Origin of the sequence: Hymenobacter negativus (assembly GCF_016056375.1) — a bacterium.
GTDB classification, from domain to species: Bacteria; Bacteroidota; Bacteroidia; order Cytophagales; family Hymenobacteraceae; genus Hymenobacter; species Hymenobacter negativus_A.
Genome location: NZ_JAEDAE010000002.1, coordinates 252101 through 277858 on the forward strand (window position 1 = coordinate 252101; position 25758 = coordinate 277858).

Here is a 25758-nt window from a genome sequence, read left to right on the forward strand (position 1 = left end):
TCTCGTCGTTGAACGGCTTGCATTGGATGAACACCCGAACGATTCCAGAACGGCGCGGCCGACGAGACGCAAAATATTGCGTCTCTACTCTTCTCCCGCCGCAAACCCCGCCTGCATGGGCACTACGCCGGCTTCCTCATAAATCTGCGCCAGCGGCAGCGTTAGGTTCAGCTCGGGAATGATGACGGTATTGTCGGCCTCGGCCAGGGCCGTGTGGCCCCACACGCCGTGCTCGGTGAGCTGATACCACTCCACCAGCCAGGTTTTTTGCGATACCAGCAGGTAGTGCCGCAGCGAGGGGAGCTTTTTGTACTGGTTGAGTTTCAGGCCCCGGTCGTAGGTTTCGGTGGAGGGCGACAGCACTTCCACGATGAGCACCGGATGGTGCAGGCGTCGGCTTTATTGCTGGTCCTGCGGGTCGCAGCTCACCACGATGTCGGGGTAAGTATAGTGGCGGTTGGCTTCGACGGCCAGCTGCACTGTTTCGATAGCTACTTGGCATCGTTTGCCACGCAAACCTGGACGCAGCATCAGTACAAAGTTTTGAACAATGGTATTGTGCGCGATGCTCTCGCCGGCCATGGCAAACACCTCGCCCGCAAAAAAACTCGTGGCGGATTCCTCCCGCTGCTTCCAGCGCAAAGTATTCCTCAACCGTGTAGCGGCGCGGCTGCAATTCGGCTGGTCCCACACCCTCAAAGATAGGAAAGCAGCACCCGGGGCGGGCTACTGACGCCGGGATGCCGCCCGGGCATTACCCGAATGAACGAAAAGCCGTACTGGCAGCAGCCGAACACCGCCGCGCGGCTCGGGTCGCCCTTTTTTATTCATTCCCACCCATGACGCTCTCCCAACTCTCCGAAGCCGACCGCGCCAAATTTTACCTGCTGTACCTACTCAGCCCGTTGGCCCCGCAAGCCCCGACCGTGCCGCCCGCGCCCGTGCTGCGCATCGTCATCATCCGGCACGGCGAAAAGCCCGAGGAAGGCGACAACCTGTCCTGTGCGGGCCTGAACCGGGCGCTGGCCCTGCCCGCCGTGCTCAACCAGCTAATGCCCACGCCGCCCAACCTGGCCTTCGTGCCCGTCATCAATACCGGCGGCAAAGACACCACCCGCGTGCGCATGCTGCAAACCGTGATGCCCTACGCCGTGCAGCACAACCTCACCATCAACAGCAATTTCATGGTGGAAAACACCAAGGCGTTTGCCAAGCAGCTGCGCCGGCTACGGGGCACCGTGCTGGTGGTCTGGGAGCACGACAACATCGTGGAAATCGCCAAAGACCTGGGCCTCGAAAACGTACCCGACTGGCCCGACGAAGATTTCGACAGCATCTGGGACATCACTTTCAGCGGCGGCGGGGCCCGGGGCAAAGCCAAGCGCCCGGTGCTGGCCCAAAGCCGGCAGCACATCCGGCCATCCACGATTTGCCCGGGCTAGCGTGGCTGGGGTGCCCGCTCGTGGGGCTTGCCCGGAGCCCTGGCGGCCCGGCCGGGCACCAGTCAGGCCAGATTAATTGCGCCGCAAGCGACCAAGTACCGACGTAATCGGGGCTGGCAGACCGTGGGGCGGATGTTCATAATTTTTTCGCCTGCTGCCAGCGCCTAAGTGCCTAAGGTTTCGTAAATTGGTAATTCCATCGTCTAACGAGAATTCCCCTAATCATGAAGCCTACTATTACGTTATTGGTACTCGCTTTGCTGGCCCTGACGGGTTGCATGGCCACCCGCGAAGCCCGGGTGGATTCGGATTATAGCTACCGGGGCAATTTTCGCCACTACCGCACCTACGACTTTGTAACCGGCACCGGCCTCACCTCCGATAGCAGCGCCCTGGGCCAGTCGGTGCGCGAAGCCATTCAGCAGCGCTTCCTGGCCCAGGGCTACCGCCGCGCTAAGCGCCGGCCCGATATGCTGGTGAATTTCCGGGTGTACCAGGGCGATATGAAGTTCCACGGTTTTCAGCAGGAAGACCTCAGCCAGTGGATTAAGCGCAACATCGAGGAAACCGATGATACGCCCAAGGAAGACCGCCAGGGCTACGAGCCCATCCGTCTGCTCCTGGCAGAAGGCACGCTCCTGGTCACCCTCATCGACGTGAAAACCAACCGCGCCGTCTGGAACGGCTACGCCTCGGGCGTGACCGTGCCCGAAGGCCCCATGGGCGAAGTGGTGCTCCGCCGTTCGGTGCGCTCCATTCTGGACCGCTACCGCGTATTTACCGAAGAATTTGCCAACGGTAACACTTCCCCCAGCGAGGCCAGCGACACGGACCGGTAAGCCAGTTGTAGCGCGGACGACAAGGCCGCGCTACGCCCGCCGCGCCTGAATCAGCTCAGCCGCGATGCTGATGGCAATTTCCTCTGGTGTCTGGCTTTGGATGGGCAGGCCAATGGGGCCGCGCAACCGCGCAATCTCAGCTTCTGAAAAGCCTTCTTCCCGCAGCCCCCGGCGCAGCTCCGCTATTTTGGCTACGCTGCCCATCACGCCCAGGTAGCGGAAGGAGCGGCCCAGCAAATGGCGCAGCACCACGGCATCGGTGCGGTAGCCCACGGTCATCACCACCACATATTGGTGCGGGCTGGCGGGCATTTCAGCGGCCACCTTTTCATAGTCGATGACGCGGCGATGGTGGGCCGCCTGGTTGCTTTCCAGCGTAGGCAGGTCGGGCCGGTCGTCCAGCACGGTGAGTTCAAAATCGAGGGCCGCCGCCACGTTGGATAAGGCTAAACTGACGTGCCCGCCGCCCACGATGGTAAGCTGGTCGCGGAAGCCCAGCCGCTCGCCGTAGTGCCACGCCGCGCCCGGCTGGTAGCTGTAGAAATCGGCTGATGCAGCATCCCTTGCAGCGGCAGCTTCCGAAACCACGGCAGTCGGTCCGAAGCGCAGCCCACCGGCCGGGCTCAATTCCAAAAAGCCGCCGCTAAGTGTTTGCAGAGAGTTTTCGATAGCCGCCACGGCTGCTAAATCGCCGGCCGTTAGCGGCCAGAGCAGCACGTCCTGCTCGCCCGAACACATCATGCCGGAGCGGTCGGCCGGAGCCTCCCGCCGATGAATCTGGGGGCGCAGCAGGGGCGTGGCGTCACTGGTTTGCAGGCGTTGGCGGGCCAGCTCCACAAACTTATGCTCCATAATGCCCCCGCCGATGGAGCCGGCCACGGTATCGGCCGTCACGGCCATCTTGAAGCCCTGGCGGCCGGGGCTGCTGCCCTCGCTGCGCAGCACGGCCAGCAGGGCCACGGGCGTGCCGGCCCGCAGGCTGGCGGCAGCGAGGGTCCAAACGGGCAGGTCGCGGGGGGCGGCAGGCATCTTATTTGTTCTGAGCGCCCTGGTTAATCCAGCACGCGATGAGGTCTCGCTCTTCCTGCGTAATCTGGGTTTTGTTGTTCTGGGGCATCGTTTTGGTGACGACCACGCGCTGCATGATTTTGTCTTTCAGGCGAATTATGTCCTCCGGCGTGTCATACACCACGCCGTTGGGCGGCGACTTGAACACGTCGTCCGTGGGATGCGCCGAGTGGCACTGAATGCAGCGCTTCTGCACAATCATATTCACCTGGCTCATGCTCACCTGCTGGGTGCAGGCAGCGCCGCCGGCCGCGCTACCCGACTGGGCGGGCGGGGCCGTCACGAATACCACGCCCAGCAGCAAGGCCACAGCGGCGGGCAGTACCCACACCGCCGTGTCGGTCTGGTGCTTTTCGCGCAGGTTCAGCCAGTGCTTCACGCCGGCCGTGCCCAGCGTGATGGCCGCCAGAATGGCCCACGGATACGAGTGCCCAAAGGTGCTGGGGAAGTGGTTGCTGACCATCACAAACAGCACGGGCAGCGTGAAGTAGTTGTTGTGCAGCGAGCGCGCCAGGGCATTTTTGCCCAGCGTGGGGTCGAGCGGCGTGCCCTCGGTGGCGGCCTTCACCATGGCCTTCTGGGCCGGAATGATGGTGAAGAAAACGTTGCCAACCATCAGCGTGCCCAGCATGGCCCCGAAGTGAATGTAGGCCGCCCGCGCGCTGAACACCTGCGCATAGAAAAACGCAAACGCCGTGGCAATGATAAATCCAATGACCATGAACCACTTGCTGCGCACCAGCGCCGTGCGGCACAGCCCGTCATAAACCAGCCAGGCCGCCACAAACGAGCCCACCCCGATGCCCACGCCCGCCAGCGGCGAAATATCCAGCACCCGCGGGTCAATCAGCATGGAGCTGGCGTTGAAGTAATACACCACAAACAGCAGGCTGAACCCCGACAGCCAGGTGAAATACGCCTCGTACTTGAACCAGTGCAGGCTTTTGGGGATGACTTTCGGGGCCGACTTGTACTTCTCCAGGTAGTAAAAGCCGCCGCCGTGCACAGCCCACAAGTTGCCGGCCAGCTCCTCGCGCACGTTGTCGGTACGGTTGAGGGCATTTTCGAGGAACACGAAGTAGAACGAAGCCCCAATCCATGCAATGCCAAAGGTGATGTGCATGAGGCGCACCACGATGTTGAGCCATTCCAGAATGTGGCCGGCCCAGGGCGAATCACGCGCCAGCACGTAGCCAATGCCCACCGCTGCGATGACGGCCAGCAGAATCAGCGCATAAGAATAGCCTTCGAGGGTGAAGCCGTTGCTGCCAACCGCGCCGCCGCCGGGCCGGGTTTTGGCCACGCGCTGCAACGCGAAAATGACGCCCAAAAGCAGCAGAAACGCCAGTATAAGGGAAAGCAGGGTAATGTATTGGAGCATAGGGTAAGCGGGGAATGAGGGAATTTTGGGGGTAGAGGAGGGGTGTAGTGCGAATGTGGAACCTCACCCCCGGCCCCTCTCCCCAGAAGAGGGGAGCCACGGCGGCGCAGTTGTTCCCAATCGTCAGGCTCCCCTCTCCTGGGGAGAGGGGCCGGGGGTGAGGTGTCGCGGGAAAGCGTAGTTTCTTGCCGCCAATTAATTAAACCGGGAAAAAGCCCCCAATTTAGCGCCAAATTCCCTACTCATGTCAATACTTGCTTTGCGCAGCCAGCGTGTGGTCACGCCCGAGGGCGAGCGCGCCGCCACCATTCTCATCGAAAGCGGCCGCATCAGCGCCCTTATGCCTTATGAGGCCGAAGTCGTGGCGACTGAGGTCATTGACGTGGGCTACCACGCCATCCTGCCCGGCGTGATTGACCCGCACGTGCACATCAACGAGCCTGGCCGTACCGATTGGGAAGGCTTCGACACGGCCACCCGGGCGGCGCTGGCCGGCGGCCTCACCAGCTTGGTGGACATGCCGCTGAATTCCGCGCCCGTCACCACCTCAGTAGCCAATCTGGAGCTGAAAAAGGCTGCTACTAAGGGCCAGCTGCACACCAACGTGGGTTTCTGGGGTGGCGTGGTGCCTGGCAATGCCGATGAGATTGAGCCGCTGATTGCGGCCGGTGTGCTTGGTTTCAAGGCCTTCCTCACGCATTCGGGTATTGATGATTTTCCGAACGCGACGGAGGAGGATTTGCGGCGCGTGATGCCGATTCTGGCGCGACACAAGCTGCCGCTGCTGGTGCATTGCGAGTTATCCGAAGACAACGACGAGTGGAAAAAAAACGACCACCGCTCGTATCCGAATTACCTGGCTTCGCGCCCCAAAAAGTGGGAGGATGATGCCATTGCCATGATGATTCGCCTGTGCGAGGAAACCGGCTGCTGGGTCCACATTGTGCACCTGTCGTCGGCCGATTCCATTGCGCCCATCGCCGCTGCCAAGGCCAAAGGCCTGCCGCTGACGGTGGAAACCGGCCAGCACTACCTCTATTTCAATGCCGAAGACATTGCCGACGGCCAGACGCAGTTCAAGTGCGCCCCGCCCATCCGCGAAAAGGCCAACAACGACCAGCTGTGGGCGGCGTTGCAGAGCGGCATTATTGATTTTGTGGCTACCGACCACTCGCCTGCGCCGCCCGATTTGAAGCAGCTCGAAAACGGAGATTTTACGACGGCCTGGGGCGGCATTGCCTCGCTGCAATTTGCCCTGCCGGTGCTCTGGACGGCCGCCCGCCGGCGCGGGGCCAGCCTCGCCGACATCGTGAAATGGCTGAGCGAAAACCCGGCAAAGCTGGCCGGCCAAAGCCAGAAAAAAGGCCGGATTGCGCCCGGCTTCGATGCCGATTTAATCGTTTTCGACCCCGAAAAGAACTTTGAAGTAACTGCCGACCTGATTCAGCACAAACACAAAGTATCCCCTTACATTTGCCAGGAATTGGCGGGTGTCATTGAATTAACTTTTCTCCGAGGCGAACAGGTTTTTCAGCGCCCGAATTTTACGCGCCTCAACCACGGCGAATTTTTAACCCGGTAGCGGAATGCAGCAGGATTACACGGCACGCGCTGAGCGAATTACGCAGCGCATCAACGAGCTGGCGGCCATCAGCGAAGATGCGGATGGCGTGACGCGCACCTTCGGCACGCCCGCCTTCCTAGAAGGCCGCGACCTGGTGCAAAGCTGGCTGGAAGCCGCCGGTCTGCCTACCCGCGTCGACGGCATCGGCAACCTGCGCGCCCGCCTGGAAAGCCCGAACCCCGACGCCAAAACCTTCGTGCTGGCCTCGCACATCGATACGGTGGTGAATGCCGGCAAATTCGACGGCCCGTTGGGCGTGCTCATGGGGCTCGATTTGCTGGAAAACCTGCTGGCCCAGAAAGCCGAACTGCCCTTTCACATCGAGCTAATTGCCTTCAGCGACGAAGAGGGCGTGCGCTTTCACACCACTTACCTGGGCAGCAAAGTGGTGACCGGGGCCTTCGACCACGCCCTGCTGGCCCGCTGCGACGAAGCCGGCATCTCCCTCGACCAAGCCTTAGTGGCTATGGATGCCGATGCTTCGCAGCTCACGCTGGATGCCATTCCGGCCGCCGAGTGGCTGGGCTACTTCGAAATGCACATCGAGCAGGGCCCCGTGCTGTGGGGGCGCAACGTGCCGGTGGCGCTGGTGACGGCCATTGCCGGCCAGCAGCGTGTCGAACTGACGTTTAAAGGCATGGCCGGCCACGCCGGTACCGTGCCCATGAACATGCGCCAGGACGCCCTCTGCGCCGCCGCCGAGTTCGTGCTCATCGCCGAGCAGTTTGCCCAGGCGCACGGCCGGGGCTTGGTGGCTACGGTAGGCAAGCTGGCCATCAGCCACGCGGCCAGCAACGTAATTCCCGGCGAAGTAACGTGCAGCCTCGACCTGCGCAGCCCCGACGAGCAGCAACTGGCCCAGGCCTACGACTTTCTCCGCAGCCACGCCGAAGCACTGGCCGTGCAGCGCAACGTGACGCTTGACTGGAAGCTGATTCAGCAAACCGCGCCCGTTGCCTGCGACGCCAGTTTGAATACGCTGCTGGCCCAGGCCATTGCCGACAGCGGCTACGAAACCATTTCGCTGGTGAGCGGCGCGGGCCACGATGCCGTGCCCGTTTCGTTCGTGGCCCCGGCCACTATGCTGTTTATTCGCTGCTACAAAGGCATCAGCCACAATCCGTTGGAGGACGTTGAATTGGCCGATTTGGCCGCCGCCATTGCCGTGGCGGACCAGTTCATGACCTTACTCCGCACTCAAAATCCCACCCGATAATATGGAAATGTCCGCCCTGACGCGCTCAGTAGTGAAGCGCAACCACGCCATTATTGCCCCCGACGGCTACATCAACAGCAACGTGCCCGGCTGGACCGGCTGCACCACCAACGTCATCATCAACGAGCAGATGGGCGCGCGCCTCTGCCAGACGCTCATCACCCTCACCGAGGCCGGCCAGGTGAAGGGCAAAACCGAGGCTTCGCAGATTTTCTTTTACGTGGTGCAGGGCGGCTGCACGGCCACCGTGGGCGGCGAAACCCGCGCCCTGAAAGTGGGCGAGTATGTGTATGTTCCCGTAAATCAGTCGTATGATTTCAGCCAGCCTGAGGCCGGCACGCAGCTTTTAACATTCCATAAAGTGTACGAGCCGCTGGCGGGCCACGCCACGCCGGGCGTATTCTGGGGCGAGCGCGACTACAGCAAAGCGCCCATCTACATGAACGACGAGGCCCTGCGCATCCAAGAGTTGCTGCCGAACGTGCCGGGCTTCGATATGGCCGTGAATATCTTCACCTACGGCCTCGGCGGCAACCTGCCGATGGTCGAAACCCACATCATGGAGCACGGCCTGATGTACCTCGAAGGTCAGGCCATCTACATGCTCGACCAGTGCTGGTACCCGGTAAAAAAAGGTGATTCTATCTGGATGGCGCCGTACTGCCAGCAATGGGCCACGGCCATGGGGCAGGAGCCGTCGGTGTACATCTACTACAAGAACGTGAACCGCTTTCCGACGGTGATTTAATCGCCGGTTAGCAATAGCCCGTCATGCTGAGCGTAGCCGAAGCATCTCTACCGCAATAAGTAATTCGTTGCTTAAATGAAAATCATCGAATGGTTGCTTTCGGCGCTGGCGTGGCTCCAGATATTTATTTCGCCGGTAATTATTGGCGTAATTATCGGCCTAATTATCTGGCTAAACATGCACAACAATTGGGGGCTGAGTGCAGCAATAATAATTGCGCTAATTAGCTGCGGCATAGGCATTGATTTTGCCGAAAAAGCTCGCCGTGATAAAGGCACTATTGAATTTATGTCCCGCAATATTGCCCATCCAGAATTGCGAGGAAAGGAATCAACGAATGAATCTGACCGAACTAAATAGCCTCCCCAAACCCGCCCTCGCCGAAGCCCTGCAAAAGTGCTGTGGTTCGACCAAATGGGTGGAAAATATGCTCGCCGCCTTTCCCGTGTCCGACGTCGAAACGCTGATGGACGAGGCCAACACCACGTGGAATAAACTGGACGAAGCCGACTGGCGCGAAGCCTTCACGCACCATCCCAAAATAGGTGGCGATGTGGAAGCGTTACGCGCCAAATTTGCCAGCACCAGCACCTGGGCCGAAGGCGAGCAGGCCTCGGTGAAACAGGCTTCGCAGGAAACACTGGAGGCTTTGGCAACGGGAAATGAAGACTATGAGCGCCGGTTCGGCTACATCTTCATTGTGTGCGCCACCGGCAAAACGGCCGATGAAATGCTGGCCCTGCTGCAAGCCCGATTAACCAATGACCCCGCCGACGAAATCCTGATTGCCGCCGGCGAGCAAAACAAAATTACCCGTCTCCGCCTCGAAAAACTCCTTGCCGCATGAGCCAGATAACCACTCATATTCTCGACACCACTAAGGGCAAGCCGGCAGCGAATGTCAGCATTGCGCTGCTGCAACAAGTAGGGGATAATTGGCAGGAAATAGCGCGCGGCAAGACGAATTCTGACGGCCGAATCCCAGATTTATTGCCGAAAGAAAAGCAGTTAGAATTAGGCGTGTATAAAATGAAATTCTACACCCAGGAATATTTCGCGCAGGATGGCACAGCTAATTTTTACCCCTTTGTGGAAATCGTATTCAACGTAGCCGAAAATGCGCATTACCACGTACCGCTGCTGCTGAATCCGTTCGGGTATTCCACCTACCGCGGGTCGTAGAGACGCATAACTGCGTCTCGTCGTTGAACGGTAACGACGGCGCATAATGCTTTACGGCGCGGACGACGAGACGCAATTATGCGTCTCTACATCAACTAACGAACAACCAGATTCCCACCAATGAAACTCAGCTTACAAGATTCTGACAAATCCGCCCTGCTCGACCAGCTCGGCGAAGCCAATATCAAATTCCAGCAGACATACCCCGGCGACCGGCCCGACCGCCAGCCCGTGCACACCGTGTACGGCGGCGCCAACCTCTTCAAGGCCGATACCTGCGTGAAGATGGGCGAAATCGCCCTCAACAACCTGCTTACCTACGCGCCCAACTTCGTGGAGCTGGCCCGCGCGCTGCAGTTCAAAAACCACGAGCAGCTGCCCACGCTGGAAGCTGATGTGGCCGCCCTCACCGCCAAACTCGACGCCCTGAGCCCCGAGGAACGCAAGCAGGAGCCCGCTTGGCTGGCGTATTCGGTGTACAACAAAATTGTGGCGAAGCTGAAGCGCGAGGCTGTGGAAGACTTCCGCGTCGACTTTGAAGACGGTTTCGGCAACCGGCCCGATGCTGAGGAGGACGAAACCGCCGTGCGCGCCGCCCAGGAAGTGGCCAAGGGCATGCAGCAGGGCACGCTGTCGCCGTTTATCGGCATCCGCATCAAGCCCTTCACCGAGGATTTGAAGCAGCGCGGCGTGCGCACGCTCGATATTTTCCTGACCACGCTGCTGGCCGAAACCGGCGGCAAGCTGCCCGACAACTTCGTGGTGATGCTGCCTAAGGTGACCATTCCGGAGCAGATGACGACGATGGTGCGCCTGTTTGAGCTGCTGGAAAAGGCCAATGGCTTGGCCCCCGGCACACTCAAGATGGAAACGATGGTGGAAGCCACGCAAATCATCATGGACGAGCAGGGGCGCAACCCGCTCATGCGCATTATCCGGGCCAGCGAGGGGCGCTGCATTGCGGCCCACTTCGGTACCTACGACTACACAGCCAGCTGCGGCATCACGGCCCGGTACCAGACCATGGCGCACCCCGTGTGCGACTTCGCCCACCACATGACCAAGGTGGCGCTGGGCGGCACCGGCATTTTCCTCTCCGATGGCGCCACCAACGTGATGCCCATCGGCCCGCACCGCGGCGACAACCTCACGTTTGCCCAACTGCGCGAAAACCGCGAGTCGGTGCACAACGCCTGGCGTCAGGCCTACCACCACAGCACGCACTCGCTCATCAACGGCTTCTACCAGGGCTGGGACCTGAACCCGGCGCAGCTGCCGATGCGCTACGCCGCCACCTATAATTTCTTCCTCAGCAGCTACGACGACGCGGTGTTTCGCCTGAAAACCTTCGTGGAGCGCGCCGCTATTTCCACCCTCACCGGCGACATTTTCGACGACGCCGCCACCGGCCAAGGCCTGCTCAATTTCTTCCTCAAAGCCCTGAACTGCGGCGCGATTTCGGAAGAGGAAATTCTGGCCACCGGCCTCACGCTGGAAGAGGTACAAACCCGCTCGTTCTACCGCATTCTGCAGGGGCGGCGGGCGAAGGCAGCGAAATAATCCGATGCACACCACACCCCCGGCCCCTCTCATTTGGGATAGGGAAGCCTGACGAATTATAATAAAAGAGCTCCTTGCGGCCAGCAAGGAGCTCTTTTTGTTGATGGTAAATTGATTATCCGGCCCAAATGTGGTTACAAATCGAACCGCGCAACGGCCGCCCGCAACTCGGCCACCGTGACCGGCCGAAACTGCAGCGGCGGCTCCACGCGCTGGCTCACCACCACGTCGCGCAGGCCCAGGTACAACTGGCCCTGCTCGCGGCGAATGGCAATCAGGGTGGCGGCCGTGCTGTCGGCTAACTGCTCGAACGTGACGCGGCCGGCCTTAGCGTCGCCGCGTATCACGCAGCGCTGGTCGCGCAGCACCAGGCTGATGTCGGCCGGCTTTGTGTCAGGGTGCTCCAGGCCCAGATGTACCAGGGCCAGCTTATCCAGGCCGCCTTTGGGGGCGCGAATGTTGCTGGTCTGGGTCACGCTCCGGGCCATGCCCCGGGCGCGGGCAAGCAGGCGCTCCGGTAAGGGCCGGTCGCAGTTGTAAGCGCCCAGGGGCTGGGCCGAGGCCACCACCTTGATGCGGAACACGGCCAGCTCCTTCACGTAATTCAGCTGCTCACTAAGTAGGGTGCCCACCGTGTAGCGTTTGGCATTGGCTCGACGCTTTTTGAACAGCTCGTCCGTCACCGCTTCGAGCGGGGCGGCTTGCAGCTGGGCGTTGGTGAGGTGGCCTTTTCCAGTGGCTTTGCGCTCTTGGTCGGCCTGGTAGAGGGCCACCGTGCTGGCGCGGTCCCAACGCAGGTGGTCGACCAGTACGCGGCGGTCGGCGGTGAAGCGGACGTCCACTTTCATCAGGCTGCGGGTGGCTTGGCTGTTGCGGCGCATGCCCAGGTAGGTGGGACTGGCTTTGAGGCGGCGCAGGGCCTGCACCACGGCCGCTTGCAGCGCCGAGTCGGCTTGGGTGGCGTTGCGGAAATACACGTCGTTGACCCGGCCGGTTTCCGACAGCTCGAAGCTGGCCTGCACCGTACCCACCAGCGGCGCGCGTTGGCCATCGTGCCGGAGCTGGCGGCGCAATTGGCCGGGCGCCTGGTAGCCGTTGAGGCGCATGGCCGTGGCCTGGTCGTACACAATAGCCTTGCTCAGGCGGTGGCGGGCGTTGGCATAGCCACCCTTGAAGTGCGGCTTGCTCCAGTGCTGCGAGGCCTTCCATTCCTTGTGCTTGACCGCTTTGGCTTGCGGAGCCAGCTTCCAGTTGAGGCCGCGGTCACGCGTGGCCAGCCCGTTGTAAAGCTGCATGCCGTCGATGGAGCGGGTAGCCGGGAAGCCCAGCTCAAATTCGCTGCCGGGCTTCAGCTTGCATTCGCGGCCGTCGGCGGTGGTGGCGCTGAGCTGCACCATGCCGCCGGTTTCGAGTAGTTTGGGACCGGCCATGGTAGTGAGGCGTTCCAGCAGAATGTCGGCCATCGAGTAAAACTCGCGCAGTCGAATTTCGACCATGCCGTCCGGCGCAGTGCTCTGTCGGCCGGTGCCCTGCACAAAGGTTCCCGCCGGAATGCGCATCACCGTGCCTTCGGTGCCATACAGCACCGTGTCGCGGTCGGGCCGAATCCGGAAAACCTGGGCCGTTTTGGGGCCGTCGGGCAGGGTCGGAGCGGCGTCAGCAGCGCTGGCTGCTGCCGGAACACTAGCGGCGACTGCGCCCGGGCGCGCCGTATCGACTGGTGGGGTAGGAGCGGGAGTAGCCGTAGCTGCGCGTCGTTGCCGGCGGGTAAATCGGGCCAGCTGGCGCCGAGACGGTGGCGGGAGGGTGGGCGCATCCTCGGCCAGTTCCTCGCCGGCCGGGGCCAGTACCGTATTGCGCCCCGGGCGGGCTGCCGCAGGCTGCTGGTCGGCATTGGGTTTACCCCCGCCGACGCTGGACGTGACTGCGGCAGTGTCGTTCTGGGCAACCGGTGGGCTTTTTCGGCTGGCGCGGGTTTCAGATTTGGTATCCGGCGAGCAGGCTGTCAGGTTCAGCAGCAAGCTTAGGGATGCCAGGAAAAGCGTGTAGTAATGCCGCATATATCGAAGCTGGATGGCAGAAATGTCATTGAGCACATCCAGATTGCGCGAATGAATGGTTCATCGCGCAGCCGATATGCCTCAGCAAGTTAGCACAGGTTAGCACCCGTGATGCTACCGGACTGGAAACGGCTGTTTTCTTCTGCGAAATATTGAGCTGCCGCGCAATGCTGAAAGAAAAAGTACTGGCGTCACAGGATGGGTTCGAATGGGAACATCTGTAAACGTTTGCGTAGATAGACGTTGGTTTCGAGCCATTCCGGCGGGAAGTTTACGGCGCATCCGTCCCACCCGTCCGCATCCATGATGAACCGAAAACCGTTGCTGCTGGCCCTGGGCTGCCTGCTGGCCACCACGGCGCACGCCCAGAAAAACCTTTACCACAAAGGCTGGGTCGACTTCAACAAAAACGGCCGGCGCGACGTGTACGAAGACGTGACCCAGCCGCTGGAAAAGCGCGTCGACGACCTGCTGGCCCAGATGACGCTGGACGAAAAAACCTGCCAGCTGGCCACACTCTACGGGTTTGGGCGGGTGCTGAAGGACGAGATGCCCACGCCCGGCTGGAAGAACGAAGTCTGGAAAGACGGCATCGCCAACATCGACGAGGAGCTGAACGGCGTGCGCAACACCCCGAAAGCCGCCAGCAAATACACCTTCCCGTTCAGCCAGCACGCGGTGGGCATCAACAACGTGCAGCGCTGGTTTGTGGAAGAAACGCGGCTGGGCATCCCCGTCGATTTCACCAACGAAGGCATCCACGGGCTGAACCACGACCGCGCCACGCCCTTGCCCGCGCCCATAGGCATCGGCAGCAGCTGGGATAAGGCCCTGGTGCGCCGCGCGGGCGAAACCGTGGGTCGTGAGGCCAAAGCCTTGGGCTACACCAACGTGTACGTGCCCATTCTGGACCCCGCCCGCGACCCGCGCTGGGGCCGCGTGGTGGAGTGCTACGGCGAAGACCCCTTCCTCATCGCCGAGCTTGGCAAGCAGATGACCTTGGGCGTGCAAAGCCAGGGCGTGGCCTCCACGCTCAAGCATTTTGCCGTATACAGCGTGCCCAAGGGCGGGCGCGACGGCAACGCCCGCACCGACCCGCACGTGGCGCCCCGCGAGTTGCACCAGCTGTTCCTCTACCCATTTCGGCGCGTCATTCAGGAGGCCCACCCGCTGGGCGTGATGAGCAGCTACAACGACTGGGACGGCGTGCCCATCAGCGGCAGCCATTATTTCCTCACGGAGCTGCTGCGCCAGCAATACGGCTTCGATGGCTACGTGGTGTCCGACAGCCGGGCGGTGGAATTCATCTCCGAGAAGCACCACGTGGCGCCCGATTTCCTCGACGGCACGCGCCAGGCCGTGGAGGCCGGCCTGAACGTGTGGACCAATTTCTACACGCCCGCCACCTACATCAACAACGTGCGCGAGCTGGTGAAAACTGGCCGCCTGGCCCAGGCCAACGTTGATGCCCGGGTGCGCGAAGTGCTGCGCGTGAAATTCCGCCTCGGCCTCTTCGACCAGCCCTACGTGCCCGACCCCAAGCAGGCCGACAAAACCGTGCACACGCCCGCCGACGAGGCTTTCGCCCTGCAAGCCAACCGCGAGTCGCTGGTACTGCTGAAAAACGAGAATGCCCGCCTGCCGCTGCAAAAAAGCCAGCTCAAAAACCTGCTCGTGGTGGGCCCGCTGGCCGATAACCCAGACCCCGCCATCAGCCGCTACGGCCCATCCAACAACCTCGTCACCACCGTGCTCAAGGGCCTGCAGGCGGCCGCCGGCCCCGGCCTCACGGTGCAGTACGCCAAGGGCTGCGACGTGGTGTGCCCCGGCTGGCCCGATACTGAACTGGTGCCCACCCCTCTGAGCCCCGCCGAGCAGCAGGGCATCGCCGACGCCGTGGCCAAAGCGCAGGCCGCCGACGTCATCGTGGCCGTGCTGGGCGAAGACGACAAAACCGTGGGCGAAAGCCTCTCGCGCACCTCGCTGGAACTGCCCGGCCGCCAGCAGCAACTGCTCGAAGCCCTGCACGCCACCGGCAAGCCCGTGGTGCTGGTGCTCATCAACGGCCAGCCGCTCACCATCAACTGGGCGGCGCGCCAGGTGCCGGCCATTCTGGAGGCGTGGTTTCCGAGCCCGTCGGGCGGCACGGCCATCGCCGAGGCACTGTTTGGCGACTACAACCCCGGCGGCAAGCTCCCCATGACCTTCCCCAAAAGCACCGGCCAGATTGAGTTCAACTTCCCCTTCAAGCCCGCCTCCCAGGCCGACCAGCCCATCGGCGGCGACCCCAACGGCGGCGGCAAAACTGCCACTAACGGCCCCCTCTATCCCTTCGGCTTCGGCCTGAGCTACACCACCTTCGCCTACTCCAACCTACAGGTAACGCCCCGAGAAGCCGCCCCCAAGGCCCCCATCGACATTGCGGTGGACGTGGCCAACACCGGCCCGGTAAAGGGCGACGAAGTGGTGCAGCTCTACCTGCGCGACAAGCTCAGCACGGTCATCACCTACGACAGCCAGCTGCGTGGCTTCGAGCGCGTGAGCCTGGCCCCCGGCGAGAAGAAAACCATCCATTTCACCCTTCACCCCGACGATTTGGCCCTGCTCGACCGCAACATGAACTGGGTAGTCGAGCCCGGCGAATTCGAAGTGCTGGTCGGCAGTTCCTCGACGGACATTCGGGCGAAGCAGACGTTTGTGAGCAAGGCGGAGTAGGTATGTTCGATGACGCCCGTCAACATGCAGGCAACCATTACCTTTTCAAAAGAAAAGCCGGCTTAGTTGAGCCGGCTTTTCTTTTGAAGAGGTGGATTCGCTCCTTATACCTGCGCCGCCCCACCATCGACGAACAGCTCGGTGCCCGTGATAAAGCTGCTGTCGTCAGAGGCCAGGAACACGAGGGCTTTGCCGATTTCATCGGGCGTGCCCAAGCGGCCCAGGGGTACGGTGGTGGCCAAGTAGTTCTTGATTTGCTCGGCTTCGGCTTCGTCGGCCCCCAGGCCGCTGAGGCCGGGAGTATCGGTAGGGCCGGGGCTGATGGCGTTGACGCGGATTTTGCGGTGCTTCAGGTCGGACGTCCAGGTGCGGGCGAAGGAGCGTACGGCGGCTTTGGAAGCCCCATATACACTGAAGTTGGCATCGCCCCGCGAGCCTGCGGTGGACGACATCAGGATAATAGAGGCACCGTCGCGCAGCAGGGGCAGGGCCTTCTGCACGGTAAACAAGGTGGCCTTCACGTTTAGGTTGAAGGTGTTGTCGAAGTGGGCTTCGGTAATGCCGCCCAGCGGGGCAAACTCGCCGCCGCCCGCGTTGGTGAACAACACGTCGAGCTGGCCTTTTTCGGCCTGGATGGTGGCAAAGAGCTGGTCGAGGTCGGCCTGGCTGGTTACGTCGCTGCGGATGCCGCGGGCATTGGAACCGAGCTGCTGCACCGCGGCATCCAGTTCGGCTTGTCGGCGACCGGTGATGAATACGAAGGCGCCTTCGGCGACGAAACGCCGGGCGGCGCCCAGGCCAATACCAGAGGTGCCGCCCGTGATGAGGGCTACTTTGCCGGCTAATTTCAGGTTGTTGCTCATGATAATGAGGGAGAAAAGGGAAATGAAATAGGTGATACAGGGGGGTGGGTTTCGCCCGTCGTGGCAGCGAAGCGGATGCCGTTTGGCGTGCTTCATTTACCGTTACAAAGGTCCCGTACTGCTCCACCTGCCTCCATTGATATATGTCAAAAAAGCCCGTTGACAATTGTCAACGGGCTTTGAATAAAGTATTGGCTAATTTGATGTTAGCTGCGAAAAGCGTGGGCTAGGGCGCTACACCAGGTTGCGCCGAATACGGCTCAGGGTTTCGGTGGTCATGCCCAGATAGGAGGCCACCATGTGCTGCGGAATGCGCAGGGCAAAGGCCGGGTACTGTTGCAGAAAGGCGCGGTATTTTTCCTCGGCCGAATAGCTGATGACCGTCTGAATGCGGGCCTGAGCTACCAGAAAGCTGCGGTGCAGAAGGCCGTTGACCATTTCGTGTAGCGCGGGAATCTGCTGACGCAGGTGCTCAAACTGCTCGTGCTTGATGAGCACCACGGTGGAATCTTCCACGGCGTCGATGTTGTAGCCCGAAGGCTGGCCGGATTCCAGGCTTTGCAGGTCGCCCGTCCACCAGTTTTCAACGGCGAAGTTGAGGATGTGCTCAGCGCCTTTGGCATCCACGGTGTAGGTGCGCAGACAGCCGCTCGCCACGAAGGCGTAGTAGGCCCATACCTCGCCTTCCTGCAGCAAGAACTGGCGCTTCCGTAGTTTCCGGAGGACGCTGGCCGCTTCGATTTGCTGCAGCTCGCCCGCCGTAAAAGCGGCCTTGCTCAGCAGGTACTTCTCAAACAAGTCAAACATCTGCGCGGAGGCTAAAGGGCTATTGTGCGCAAAGAAAACGCATTCTAAGGGTGCTGGCGCAAACCAGTTGCCCTAGCCCTACTTGACCGACTTTCAATAGAAAGAGCCCCTTGGATTAGGCAAGGGGCTCTTCTTATTTGTACCAGCTTCTTCGTTTTGGCTTCGCTGGCTGGCAGGTACCGGCAAGGGCCAGGAAGCGTCGCCTGTGCGCCACAGCCAAGCCGCGCTCAGGGCATACGACACGGCCATAACTCCCGAGAACACGGCGCTGACCATAAAGCGCCGGCCGGTGGTTACTCGGTTCTGAATGTATTAATTGGCCGCCAGCGAAACCGGGGCATTCAGCAGGAAGGAGCGGCCCGCCGCGGACAGCAGCGCCAGCGACAACGTTCCGGCCCCGCCCCCGAAAATGCCCAGAAACACGTAGTGCCGGGCAATCCAGAGCGGGTTGAAGTAGAGCAGGGTGAGTGCCGCGCGGCTGGTTTTGCGCAGCTGGCCGCTGCTGGGGCGCACCGGCACCCGCGCATCGAGCCAGCGGAAGTAGGCCGGCACCTCCGTGGAGTAGAGCAGGCCGCCCACCAGGGCCATGCCCAGCAGCCGCAGCCAGCTAAACTGATGCAGCAACAGCGCGGCGGCGGTGTCGCCAGCCGCATAAATCAGGAAACCTTGCACGTGGGTGCCGAGGGGAATAGAGCGGGTAAGTTGCACGGAACGGATAGGGTCGTAAAAATCGGGGTGCAAAAGTACGAAAACCCCTTCCGGCGTCATAGATGCGGCGAAAGAAACCGGCGGGCACGTGTACCTTTGTCGTAGCCTATGCTGAGGCTCCTGATATCGCGCGCATTTTTTGCGGCTGCTCCCCGGCGCGCGACCCTTTTATTTCAATCGTAAAGAAGACATTGTGAAAACAGTCTATTTTACGGATAGTAGCGGCGTGGAGCAGAACGCGCTACTATCCCTTCTCGCTTTCGAGGAAAAAGAATCCATCGGCCAAATCGCCGTATTTCCGGATATTCACTACTGCTCCGAGCGGTCCATCCCGGTGGGGGTGGCCTTTCAAACCACGGACGTTTTTTTACCGCTCGTCACCGGTAAAGACATGGGCTGCGGGGTTGCGTATCTGCGTATTCCCCGGCAGCAGGTGCTACGCCCGTTCGATAAAGCCCGGCACTACCGGGCCTTTGAACGCGAAGTGCACGGCATGACGGATGAAGGCCTGGGCGGCGGCAACCACTTCCTGGCCTTGGAGGCTTCGGACGACTACTGGTATATCATCGTGCATACCGGTAGCCGCAACCTGGGCATCTACATGTATCAGCACAACTGCGAGCTGCTGCAGCAGTACAACCCGGGCCACGACTGGCTGCCGCTCGAACTGGCCACGCCCGAGTACCGCCGCGAATACGACCGGGTGCTGACCTACGCGGCCAGTCGCCGCCGGGAGTTCGTGTATAAAGCCTACGATTTTCTGCTGCGCAACCGCTACGTGTTGCCGGGTGAGCCCGTCTTCGCCGACAGCTGCCACAACCTGCTGGAGTTCAAGGCAGATTCGGTGATTCATCGCAAAGGCAGCACGCAGTTGCTTGGCGAAGGCGAGGTAGTTATTCCCTTGTCGATGAGCCGGGGCTCCCTCATCGTCAAGCCCAACCGCTGGGATGCCTCGCTCGAACAAGCCCTTTGGAGCTGCGCGCACGGTGCCGGACGCCAGCACAGCCGTACCGATACGCTCAAGCACTGGCATTCCCTTAAAAAAGCGGAAAAGGATGCTTACCGGCAACGCTTTCCGGAATTGCTGAATCGACAAGGTGATTTCGACAGCAGCATCCTGCAGGAGTTCGACTTTGCCTACAAAGATTCGACCGCTTTGCTAGCCACTCAGCCCTATCTAATTCGGTGCGACGAAACCCAGCCAATTGTTACTGTGAAATTCACTGGCATCTAGCCATCCATATGATTAGCATGTGAAAAGCCGCCGCAGCTGTTGTTTTCACAGTGCCGCAGAAATGAGAAGAGGCTGAAGCTACGTGAGCTTCAGCCTCTTTTTTATTTAAACTCTTTTCAAGAAATCGAGCGCTTCGTCAACAGAGCTAAAGTTGACCAGTTCCCCAAATGCTACTTTAGAACCAAGTGTTTCAAATATCGTCCTTGTTTCAGGCTTTAGGCCGCAAAAAACCACGCTATAAGGGCTTTGATGCGTCAGCTTTTCCTTAAGCATTAGAATCTCCAGACCCGTTACATTAATGGAAGTCAACTCACTAATATCGACGATGATATTTGTCGCTTTTTTAATGGCTTCCGAATTATTAAGCGCCATTATTTCGGAGAGTTTTTCCATGTCGTAGTCCTTTCCAATCGAAAAAATGATGATATTACCTCTCCATTCGATGGGCGATTTACGGGGCGAAGGCAGCAACCAATCCTTCAATAATCCCCACATAGCGTCCGCTAATTAGCTGTTGTTGCTGCAACCGAAGATTCCGTCACAAACGCCGGGTACAAGCTCACCAGCACCTTTTCCGGCGTCATTGGAGCCGAAAACGGCAGGGCGGTGTGGCCCTGGAAGGCCCGTACCGCGTCGCGCAGGGCGAAGTAGGTGCCGATGCCGTACATGAGCGGCGGCTCGCCCACGGCCTTGGAGCGCAGGACGGCCTTGGGGTGGCCCGGCGTGTCGAGGAAATGCACGTCAAGTACCTTGGGCGCGGCGTAGATGTCGGGGATTTTGTAGCTGTTGAGCGAGTTGCTGAGCAGGCGGCCTTCGGCGTTGTAGGCCACTTCCTCCATCGTCATCCAGCCGATGCCCTGCACCGCGCCGCCTTCAATCTGGCCGCGGTCGATGATTTCGTTGAAGCTCTGGCCGAAGTCGTGGGCAATTTGCAGGGCGTCGACGGTGTAGGTGCCGCGCAGGCAGTCGACGGTGACGGTGGTGAGGGCCGTGCCGTACACGTGGTAGGCGAAGGGGTGGCCCTGGTTCACGGTGGCGTCGAAATGCAGGCCGGGGGTGGCGTAGTGGGCGTTTTCGGTGAGGGCCACGCGCTTCCAGAAGGCCGATGACACCAGCTTTTCCCAGTTGGTATCGGCGGGCACACCGGCGGCCAATACCTGCTCGTCGCGGATTTCGAGGCCTTCGTAGTTGAGCGTGTACTCGGTTTCGGCGTGGCGTAGCAGCCGCTCGCGCAGGGCTTGGCAGGCCATTTCGGTGGCCTTGCCGTTGAGGTCGGCGGTGGCGCTGGCGGCGCTGGGGGAGGTGTTGGCCACGCGCGTGGTGTTGGTGGTTTCCACCTTGATGCGATTCACCGAAATACCCAGCGTGCGGGCCGCCACCAGCGCAATCTTGGTGTTCACGCCCTGGCCCATTTCCACCGCGCCCGTGCTGATGCCCACCGAGCCGTCGGAGTAGATGTGCACCAGCGCCCGCGTCTGATTCATGGGCGTTTTGGTGAAGCTGATGCCGAAGCAGATGGGCATTACCGCGAAGCCCTTTTTCCGGAGCTTATGGGTCTGGTTGAACTGCGCGACTTCGGCCCGAATGGCGGCCAGGTCGAACGCCGCCGCGGCCGTGTCCCAGGCCTGCTCGGCGTGGCAGCCCTCGGCCGCCTGCCGGTACGAGAACAGGTCGCCCTCGCGCAGCAGGTTGCGGCGCTGCAGCTCATGGGTGGGCACGCCCAGCTCCTCGGCCGCCTTGGCCAGGGCCGATTCGATGACGAACATTCCTTGCGGCCCGCCGAAGCCCCGGAAAGCCGTGTTGGGCGGCAGGTTGGTGCGGCACGAGTAGGCCGTGGCCGTCACGTTGGGCACGAAATAGGCGTTGGTGGCGTGGAAGAGCGTGCGCTCCATCACGGCCGGCGAGAGGTCGGCGGCCGCGCCCGCGTTCTGGTAGAATTCGACCTCGTAAGCCACGATTTTAAGGTCCGCATCGAAGCCGATTTTGAAATCGGACGAGTAGGGGTGGCGCTTGCCGGTCATGCGCATGTCGGCCATGCGGTCGAGCACCAGCTTCACCGGCTTTTTGGTGATGAACGCGCCCAGCGCGGCCAGCGCGCCCCAGGGCGTGGCCTGGTCTTCCTTGCCGCCGAAGCCGCCGCCGAGGCGCGTCACGTCCACTTCCACCTGGTGCATGCCCAGGCCCAGCACCACGGCCGTGTGGCGCTGCACGGCCGTGGGGCCCTGCGTGGAGGAAATCATCCGCACGCCGCCCATCTCCGTCGGGAAAGCGTAGGCGCCCTGCGTTTCGATGTACAAATGCTCCTGCCCGCCGTTCTCGGCCACGCCCTCAAACACGTGCGCGCACGAAGCCCAGGCCGCTTCTGAGTCGCCCAGCTTAAAGGTGCGCGGCGGCACGATGAACTCGCCCTGCGCCGCCGCTACCCGCGGGTCGGTGATGATGGGCAGCGGGTCGATTTCGACCTTGATGAGCTTGAGCGCGGCGTGGGCCTGCGCCTCGGTGCGGGCCAGCACCAGCGCCACCGGCTGCCCCCGGAAATGCACGTGCCCCTCGGCCAGCAGCGGCTCATCGGGCACGATGCCGCCAATCTGGTTTTCGCCGGGAATGTCGGCCGCCGTGAGCACGCGCGCCACGCCCGGCGCCGCCAGCGCCGCGCTGAAATCGAGGCTGTGGAGCACGCCGTGGGCCAGCGGACTTTCAAACACGGCCGCGTACAGGGTGCCCTGCTGTACGGGTACATCGTCGAGGTACTGCGATTCGCCGCGCACGTGGCGGTGGGGGTCGAGGTGGTTCATTTTAGTAAATATTTCAGGAGAACGTCATGCCGAGCGTAGCCGAGGCATCTCGCTCGCTTCGTTGCAACCGAAGGTCGGCGCAGCCAATGCCATTGTGTTACTGCTGCACGCGAGATGCCTCGGCTGCGCTCGGCATGACGTTCTGTTTTCTTCGTTCTAAATCAATTCATCCACCGCCAATTCCGGCGCGAACTCCAGGAAATGCGCCCACAGCAGCTGCCGCAGCAAGAGCCGCTTGTAGTCGCTGGTGCCGCGCACGTCAGAAATCGGGCTGATTTCCGACTGCATCACCTCGTTGGCGGCGCTCACGGTTTCGGCGGTTAGCTCGCGGCCTTGCAGGAAGGCGCTGGTGCGGGCCAGGTACAGCGGCACCGGTCCCACGCCGCCGGCCGAGACGCGGGCAGCTTGGATGATGCCGTTTTCGACTCGTAACCAGGCAGCAGAATTCACGCTGGCAATGTCGAGGTGGGTGCGCTTGGATACTTTCTCGAAGTGGAAGAAGTCGCCGGCCTGCGGGGCGGGGAAGCTAATTTCGATAACCTGCTCGTCGGCCGCTTTCGCCAGCTTTTTGTAGCCGAGGTAGAGGTCGGGCAGGGCCAGCTCGCGGGTGGCGCCGGCAGCGTCAAGCAGTGTGATGGACGCGCCCAGGGCCAGGAACATTATCGTGAGGTCACCAATGGGCGAGCCGTTGATGAAGTTGCCGGCCACCGTGCCCATATTGCGGATGGGCGTGCTCGATACCAGTTTCAGGTATTGCGGCAGGTTGGGCAGCAGGCCGCGCATCAGGTCCGATTCGAGGAGCTGGCTGGCGGTAGTGGCGGCACCCAGCACCACGCGGCCGGTGGTTTCGTGGCGGATGCCGCGTCGGCCGGGCTGGTCGAAAATCAGGCGCACGCCGGGCTGCTCGCGCAACTCTTCGAGGCGTTGCACCAATAGGTCGGTGCCGCCGCCCAGCAGGGCGTGCGTAAACGGCGCAGGGTTGGTATGGCCGTGGTCGTTCTGGTTTTGGGCGTGGCCGTTGGGCGAGGTCGAAACGCTGCCGTCGTTAGCGTGAGCCGTGGCCGAAGCGGCTATTGTTGCTGCAGAAGCTTCTGTTCCGTTTGCTGCGGGCTTAAGTTTCGCCAGCTGGGCTGGAATTTCGGCAAAATAGCCGGGTACGAATTGCTTCTCGCTGAGCCAGGCCAGGGCGTTTTCAGCCGGGCGCTGCTCCAGCTCAGCGGTGAGTTTGGCGGCGGCGCGCTCCAACGATTTGTAGCCTGTGCAACGGCAGATGTTGCCATCGATGGCCGCGATAGTGCTTTTCTCGGTGGCGGGCGCGCTGCTCAGGCTGTGGCCGGTGAGCGACATCACGAAGCCCACCGTGCAGAAACCGCATTGCGAGCCGCCTTCGTCTACAATGGCTTTTTGCACGGGCGTGAGCTGGTTGCCGGCCGCGTTGATGCCTTCCACCGTCACGATGTGCTTGCCCTGGGCATTACCCAGCGGCGTGAGGCAGCTAGTCATGCTTTGGTAATTCACCGTCTGGCCGTCGGCGCTCAGCTCGCCCACCAGCACGGTGCAGGCGCCGCAGTCGCCCTCGCGGCAGCCGATTTTGGTGCCTTTCAGCTGCTCGTGGTAACGAACGAAATCGAGCAATGCGCTGGCCGGGGCCTCGCTGGTGCGGATGGGCTGGTCGTTGAGATAGAATTCAATCATGCCGTAGGAACGCGCCACGGCGCGTTCAATCGTTGAAATCGTGGGGTTGTAGGACCGCGCCACGGCGCGTTCTGTCGTTGCAATCGTTTGGGTGCGATGTTCTCGGGCGGCGCGGGTGCCGAACGCGCCGTGGCGCGTTCCTACCACCTAATATTCCGTGCGACCTTCCAGTTCCGTCCAGGCACGGAAACCGGCCAGGGCTTCCTCGCGCATGAGTTGCGTCATGGGCAATTTACGGTTTTCCATCGGCCGGTCCAGTTCTTCGTAGATGAACTGGTCGTCGAAGCCGATGGCGGCCGCGTCGGCCTTGGTGTTGCCGTAGAACACGCGGCGCGGGCGGGCCCAGTAGATGGCCCCGAGGCACATTGGACAGGGCTCGCAGCTGGTATAAAGGTCGCAGCCATCGAGCTGGAAAGTGCCTAGCTCCTTGCAGGCCTTGCGGATGGCGTCGACCTCGGCGTGGCAGGTCGGGTCGTGGGTGGTCGTCACTTGGTTGAAGCCGCGGGCAATGATTTGGCCGTCCTTCACCACCACCGCGCCGAAGGGACCACCGAAGCCGGCCTTCATTTGGTCGATGGACAGGCGAATGGCTTCGCGCATGAATTCGGGGTTGGGAGCTTCCATGGGTGGGACGGGAAAGTGAGGCGACGGGTGACGCGTAAAGTTTTGAAAAACGGGCAACAAAGAAAGCGACGGAATGCCACATTCGCCGCCATCCGGTTTTTTAAGCGGGCTCAAAAGCAAAGCCCGAGCGGCGTACCCACTCAGGACACGCCACCCGGGCCACTTAGTATTGACGAAAGGAAGCTATTTCATCAAATTTGGAATGCGCAGCTGCAGGCCGATGGAGGGCACAAACGTGACGCCGCTCAGCGAGGTGCTGGTGCCGTTCAGCAGGGCGTAGTCGCCGTAGTTCTGGTAAAAGACGGACACGGCCGGAATGACATATAAATAGCGGTAGCCCAGCTTGAGGTTGACGAAGCCGCCGAAAGAGGAGAAGTTGCGGCTCTGCAACGGCAGTTCGGGCACCTGCACCGAGCCGTTGTAGATTTTGGTAGGCGCAAAGCCGTAACTCACCCAGCTGTGGGCGTACACGAGGCCGTAGCTGATGGCCCCGATTTCCTCCTCCGGCCCAAACGACTGACTGAAGGTGAGCGGCACCAGCAAATCATTGCGCGTGGCCCGAAAATTCAGCACCGAGTTGATGTCGGACAGGAAGGGTAGGCTGGGCAGCTTGGCCCGCTGCGTAGCGAATTGCAGGCCGATGCTGGCGTAGGTGGTGCCGCTGGCCGCGCCCCGGTCGGGGTTTTCGGGCGAGCCGGTGGGACCAAGCAGCTGGTATTGCGTATCAAACACATAGGACCCAAAAGCGTACTTGAAGCCAGCGTCGAGGCGCGGCACGATGCCGTAGCGGATGTTGAGGTCGGCGGTGGGCTGCACCGGGTCGAGGATGTAGGCCAGGGCGGCGGCTTGCAGTTGCGTGGTGGCGTCTGTGTAGTCCACTTTTTGCTGGCTGGCGGCCTGGCTGGCGGCTTCCTTCACGGCGCTGCCGGCTTTGGCCAGGGGCGCGGTGGCCAGGTTGAAACCCTGGTTATAGCCTACCCGAAACTCGCCCTGGGGCGTGACTTTGCCGGTGGCAATAATGGCGCGCGGAGCCGAGCAAGCAGTGGCCAGCAGGAGGGGGGCAGCGGCCAAAGCCGTGCCCCACGGCCGCAGACAGGAGCGTAAAAAAGCAGTGTTCATAGTTGAGTTGGGAAGTTGTAGCGGCATAAACGAAAACCGGGCCGAAAAGTCGGAACCCGAGCCGGCAGGCGGTTGTCT

At 61.4% G+C, this 25758-nt stretch carries 22 protein-coding genes and 1 pseudogene; 11 read left to right on the forward strand and 12 right to left on the reverse strand.

The features are described 5' to 3' along the window. Nucleotides 1–84: 84 nt before the first annotated feature. Nucleotides 85–582: pseudogene (locus I7X13_RS21420) on the reverse strand (Uma2 family endonuclease). A gap of 257 nt (nt 583–839) precedes the next feature. Here I7X13_RS21420 and I7X13_RS05975 point away from each other — a divergent pair. Both I7X13_RS05975 and I7X13_RS05980 read left to right on the forward strand, forming a co-directional pair. Further along, entirely contained in the window at nt 840–1442 is a 603-nt protein-coding gene (locus I7X13_RS05975) for a histidine phosphatase family protein (RefSeq protein WP_198074763.1), read from the forward strand. Between the two features lie 224 nt (nt 1443–1666). Beyond that, nucleotides 1667–2281 carry a DUF4136 domain-containing protein gene (locus I7X13_RS05980; RefSeq protein WP_198066951.1) on the forward strand — a complete coding sequence of 205 codons (615 nt, stop codon included), beginning with the start codon at nt 1667–1669 and terminating at the stop codon, nt 2279–2281. Between the two features lie 30 nt (nt 2282–2311). Here I7X13_RS05980 and I7X13_RS05985 read toward each other — a convergent pair whose 3' ends face one another. Next, nucleotides 2312–3310 (reverse strand): XdhC family protein, encoded by a 999-nt coding sequence (locus I7X13_RS05985; protein WP_198074764.1) that lies wholly within the window; start codon nt 3308–3310, stop codon nt 2312–2314. A gap of 1 nt (nt 3311) precedes the next feature. Then, a complete protein-coding gene (locus tag I7X13_RS05990) occupies nt 3312–4730 on the reverse strand; it encodes a urate hydroxylase PuuD (protein ID WP_198074765.1) in 1419 nt (472 codons plus the stop codon). Nucleotides 4731–4974: 244 nt separating this feature from the next. On the opposite strand from I7X13_RS05990, the gene allB reads away from it, so the two are divergent. The 7 genes from allB to I7X13_RS06025 all read left to right on the forward strand — a co-directional run bounded on the left by allB (nt 4975) and on the right by I7X13_RS06025 (nt 11060). Continuing rightward, a complete protein-coding gene (allB, locus tag I7X13_RS05995) occupies nt 4975–6312 on the forward strand; it encodes an allantoinase AllB (protein ID WP_198074766.1) in 1338 nt (445 codons plus the stop codon). Between the two features lie 4 nt (nt 6313–6316). Next, nucleotides 6317–7570, forward strand: a complete 1254-nt coding sequence (locus I7X13_RS06000) for an allantoate amidohydrolase (RefSeq protein WP_198074767.1) — start codon at nt 6317–6319, stop codon at nt 7568–7570. A gap of 1 nt (nt 7571) precedes the next feature. Continuing rightward, nucleotides 7572–8318: a (S)-ureidoglycine aminohydrolase gene (gene allE, locus I7X13_RS06005; protein WP_198074768.1), complete on the forward strand. Its 747-nt coding sequence runs from the start codon at nt 7572–7574 to the stop codon at nt 8316–8318. 75 nt (nt 8319–8393) lie between these two features. After that, on the forward strand, nt 8394–8678 hold the full coding sequence (locus I7X13_RS06010; protein WP_198074769.1) for a hypothetical protein: 285 nt from the start codon (nt 8394–8396) through the stop codon (nt 8676–8678). Beyond that, a complete protein-coding gene (gene uraD, locus I7X13_RS06015) occupies nt 8656–9165 on the forward strand; it encodes a 2-oxo-4-hydroxy-4-carboxy-5-ureidoimidazoline decarboxylase (protein ID WP_198074770.1) in 510 nt (169 codons plus the stop codon). Before I7X13_RS06010 ends, uraD begins: the two co-directional genes overlap by 23 nt. Then, a complete protein-coding gene (gene uraH, locus I7X13_RS06020) occupies nt 9162–9500 on the forward strand; it encodes a hydroxyisourate hydrolase (protein ID WP_198074771.1) in 339 nt (112 codons plus the stop codon). Before uraD ends, uraH begins: the two co-directional genes overlap by 4 nt. Before the next feature lie 120 nt (nt 9501–9620). Next, the gene (locus tag I7X13_RS06025; RefSeq protein WP_198074772.1) at nt 9621–11060 is read left to right on the forward strand and encodes a DUF6986 family protein; all 1440 of its coding nucleotides are present in this window, start codon (nt 9621–9623) and stop codon (nt 11058–11060) included. A gap of 134 nt (nt 11061–11194) precedes the next feature. On the opposite strand, the gene I7X13_RS06030 is transcribed toward I7X13_RS06025, so the two are convergent. Further along, entirely contained in the window at nt 11195–13120 is a 1926-nt protein-coding gene (locus I7X13_RS06030) for a hypothetical protein (protein ID WP_198074773.1), read from the reverse strand. A gap of 303 nt (nt 13121–13423) precedes the next feature. On the opposite strand from I7X13_RS06030, the gene I7X13_RS06035 reads away from it, so the two are divergent. Next, nucleotides 13424–15835: a glycoside hydrolase family 3 N-terminal domain-containing protein gene (locus I7X13_RS06035; protein WP_198074774.1), complete on the forward strand. Its 2412-nt coding sequence runs from the start codon at nt 13424–13426 to the stop codon at nt 15833–15835. A 104-nt stretch (nt 15836–15939) separates the two neighbouring features. Here I7X13_RS06035 and I7X13_RS06040 read toward each other — a convergent pair whose 3' ends face one another. From I7X13_RS06040 to I7X13_RS06050, 3 genes are all read right to left on the reverse strand, one after another. Continuing rightward, nucleotides 15940–16698, reverse strand: coding sequence for a glucose 1-dehydrogenase (locus I7X13_RS06040; protein WP_198074775.1), 759 nt, complete (start codon nt 16696–16698; stop codon nt 15940–15942). A gap of 234 nt (nt 16699–16932) precedes the next feature. Beyond that, nucleotides 16933–17505, reverse strand: coding sequence for a Crp/Fnr family transcriptional regulator (locus tag I7X13_RS06045; protein WP_198074776.1), 573 nt, complete (start codon nt 17503–17505; stop codon nt 16933–16935). 312 nt (nt 17506–17817) lie between these two features. Next, nucleotides 17818–18213 (reverse strand): hypothetical protein, encoded by a 396-nt coding sequence (locus I7X13_RS06050; RefSeq protein WP_198074777.1) that lies wholly within the window; start codon nt 18211–18213, stop codon nt 17818–17820. 193 nt (nt 18214–18406) lie between these two features. On the opposite strand from I7X13_RS06050, the gene I7X13_RS06055 reads away from it, so the two are divergent. Then, on the forward strand, nt 18407–19447 hold the full coding sequence (locus tag I7X13_RS06055) for an RtcB family protein (protein ID WP_198074778.1): 1041 nt from the start codon (nt 18407–18409) through the stop codon (nt 19445–19447). Nucleotides 19448–19552: 105 nt separating this feature from the next. Here the strand turns inward: I7X13_RS06055 and I7X13_RS06060 are convergent, their stop codons facing one another. From I7X13_RS06060 to I7X13_RS06080, 5 genes are all read right to left on the reverse strand, one after another. Next, nucleotides 19553–19942: an STAS domain-containing protein gene (locus I7X13_RS06060; RefSeq protein WP_394368575.1), complete on the reverse strand. Its 390-nt coding sequence runs from the start codon at nt 19940–19942 to the stop codon at nt 19553–19555. Nucleotides 19943–19950: 8 nt separating this feature from the next. Next, nucleotides 19951–22242, reverse strand: coding sequence for a xanthine dehydrogenase molybdopterin binding subunit (locus I7X13_RS06065; RefSeq protein ID WP_198074780.1), 2292 nt, complete (start codon nt 22240–22242; stop codon nt 19951–19953). 156 nt (nt 22243–22398) lie between these two features. Beyond that, the gene (locus tag I7X13_RS06070) at nt 22399–23955 is read right to left on the reverse strand and encodes an FAD binding domain-containing protein (RefSeq protein WP_317191545.1); all 1557 of its coding nucleotides are present in this window, start codon (nt 23953–23955) and stop codon (nt 22399–22401) included. Nucleotides 23956–24084: 129 nt separating this feature from the next. Next, nucleotides 24085–24561 carry a nucleoside deaminase gene (locus I7X13_RS06075; RefSeq protein WP_198066935.1) on the reverse strand — a complete coding sequence of 159 codons (477 nt, stop codon included), beginning with the start codon at nt 24559–24561 and terminating at the stop codon, nt 24085–24087. Between the two features lie 183 nt (nt 24562–24744). Then, nucleotides 24745–25680, reverse strand: coding sequence for a hypothetical protein (locus I7X13_RS06080; RefSeq protein WP_198074781.1), 936 nt, complete (start codon nt 25678–25680; stop codon nt 24745–24747). Nucleotides 25681–25758 lie beyond the last annotated feature (78 nt).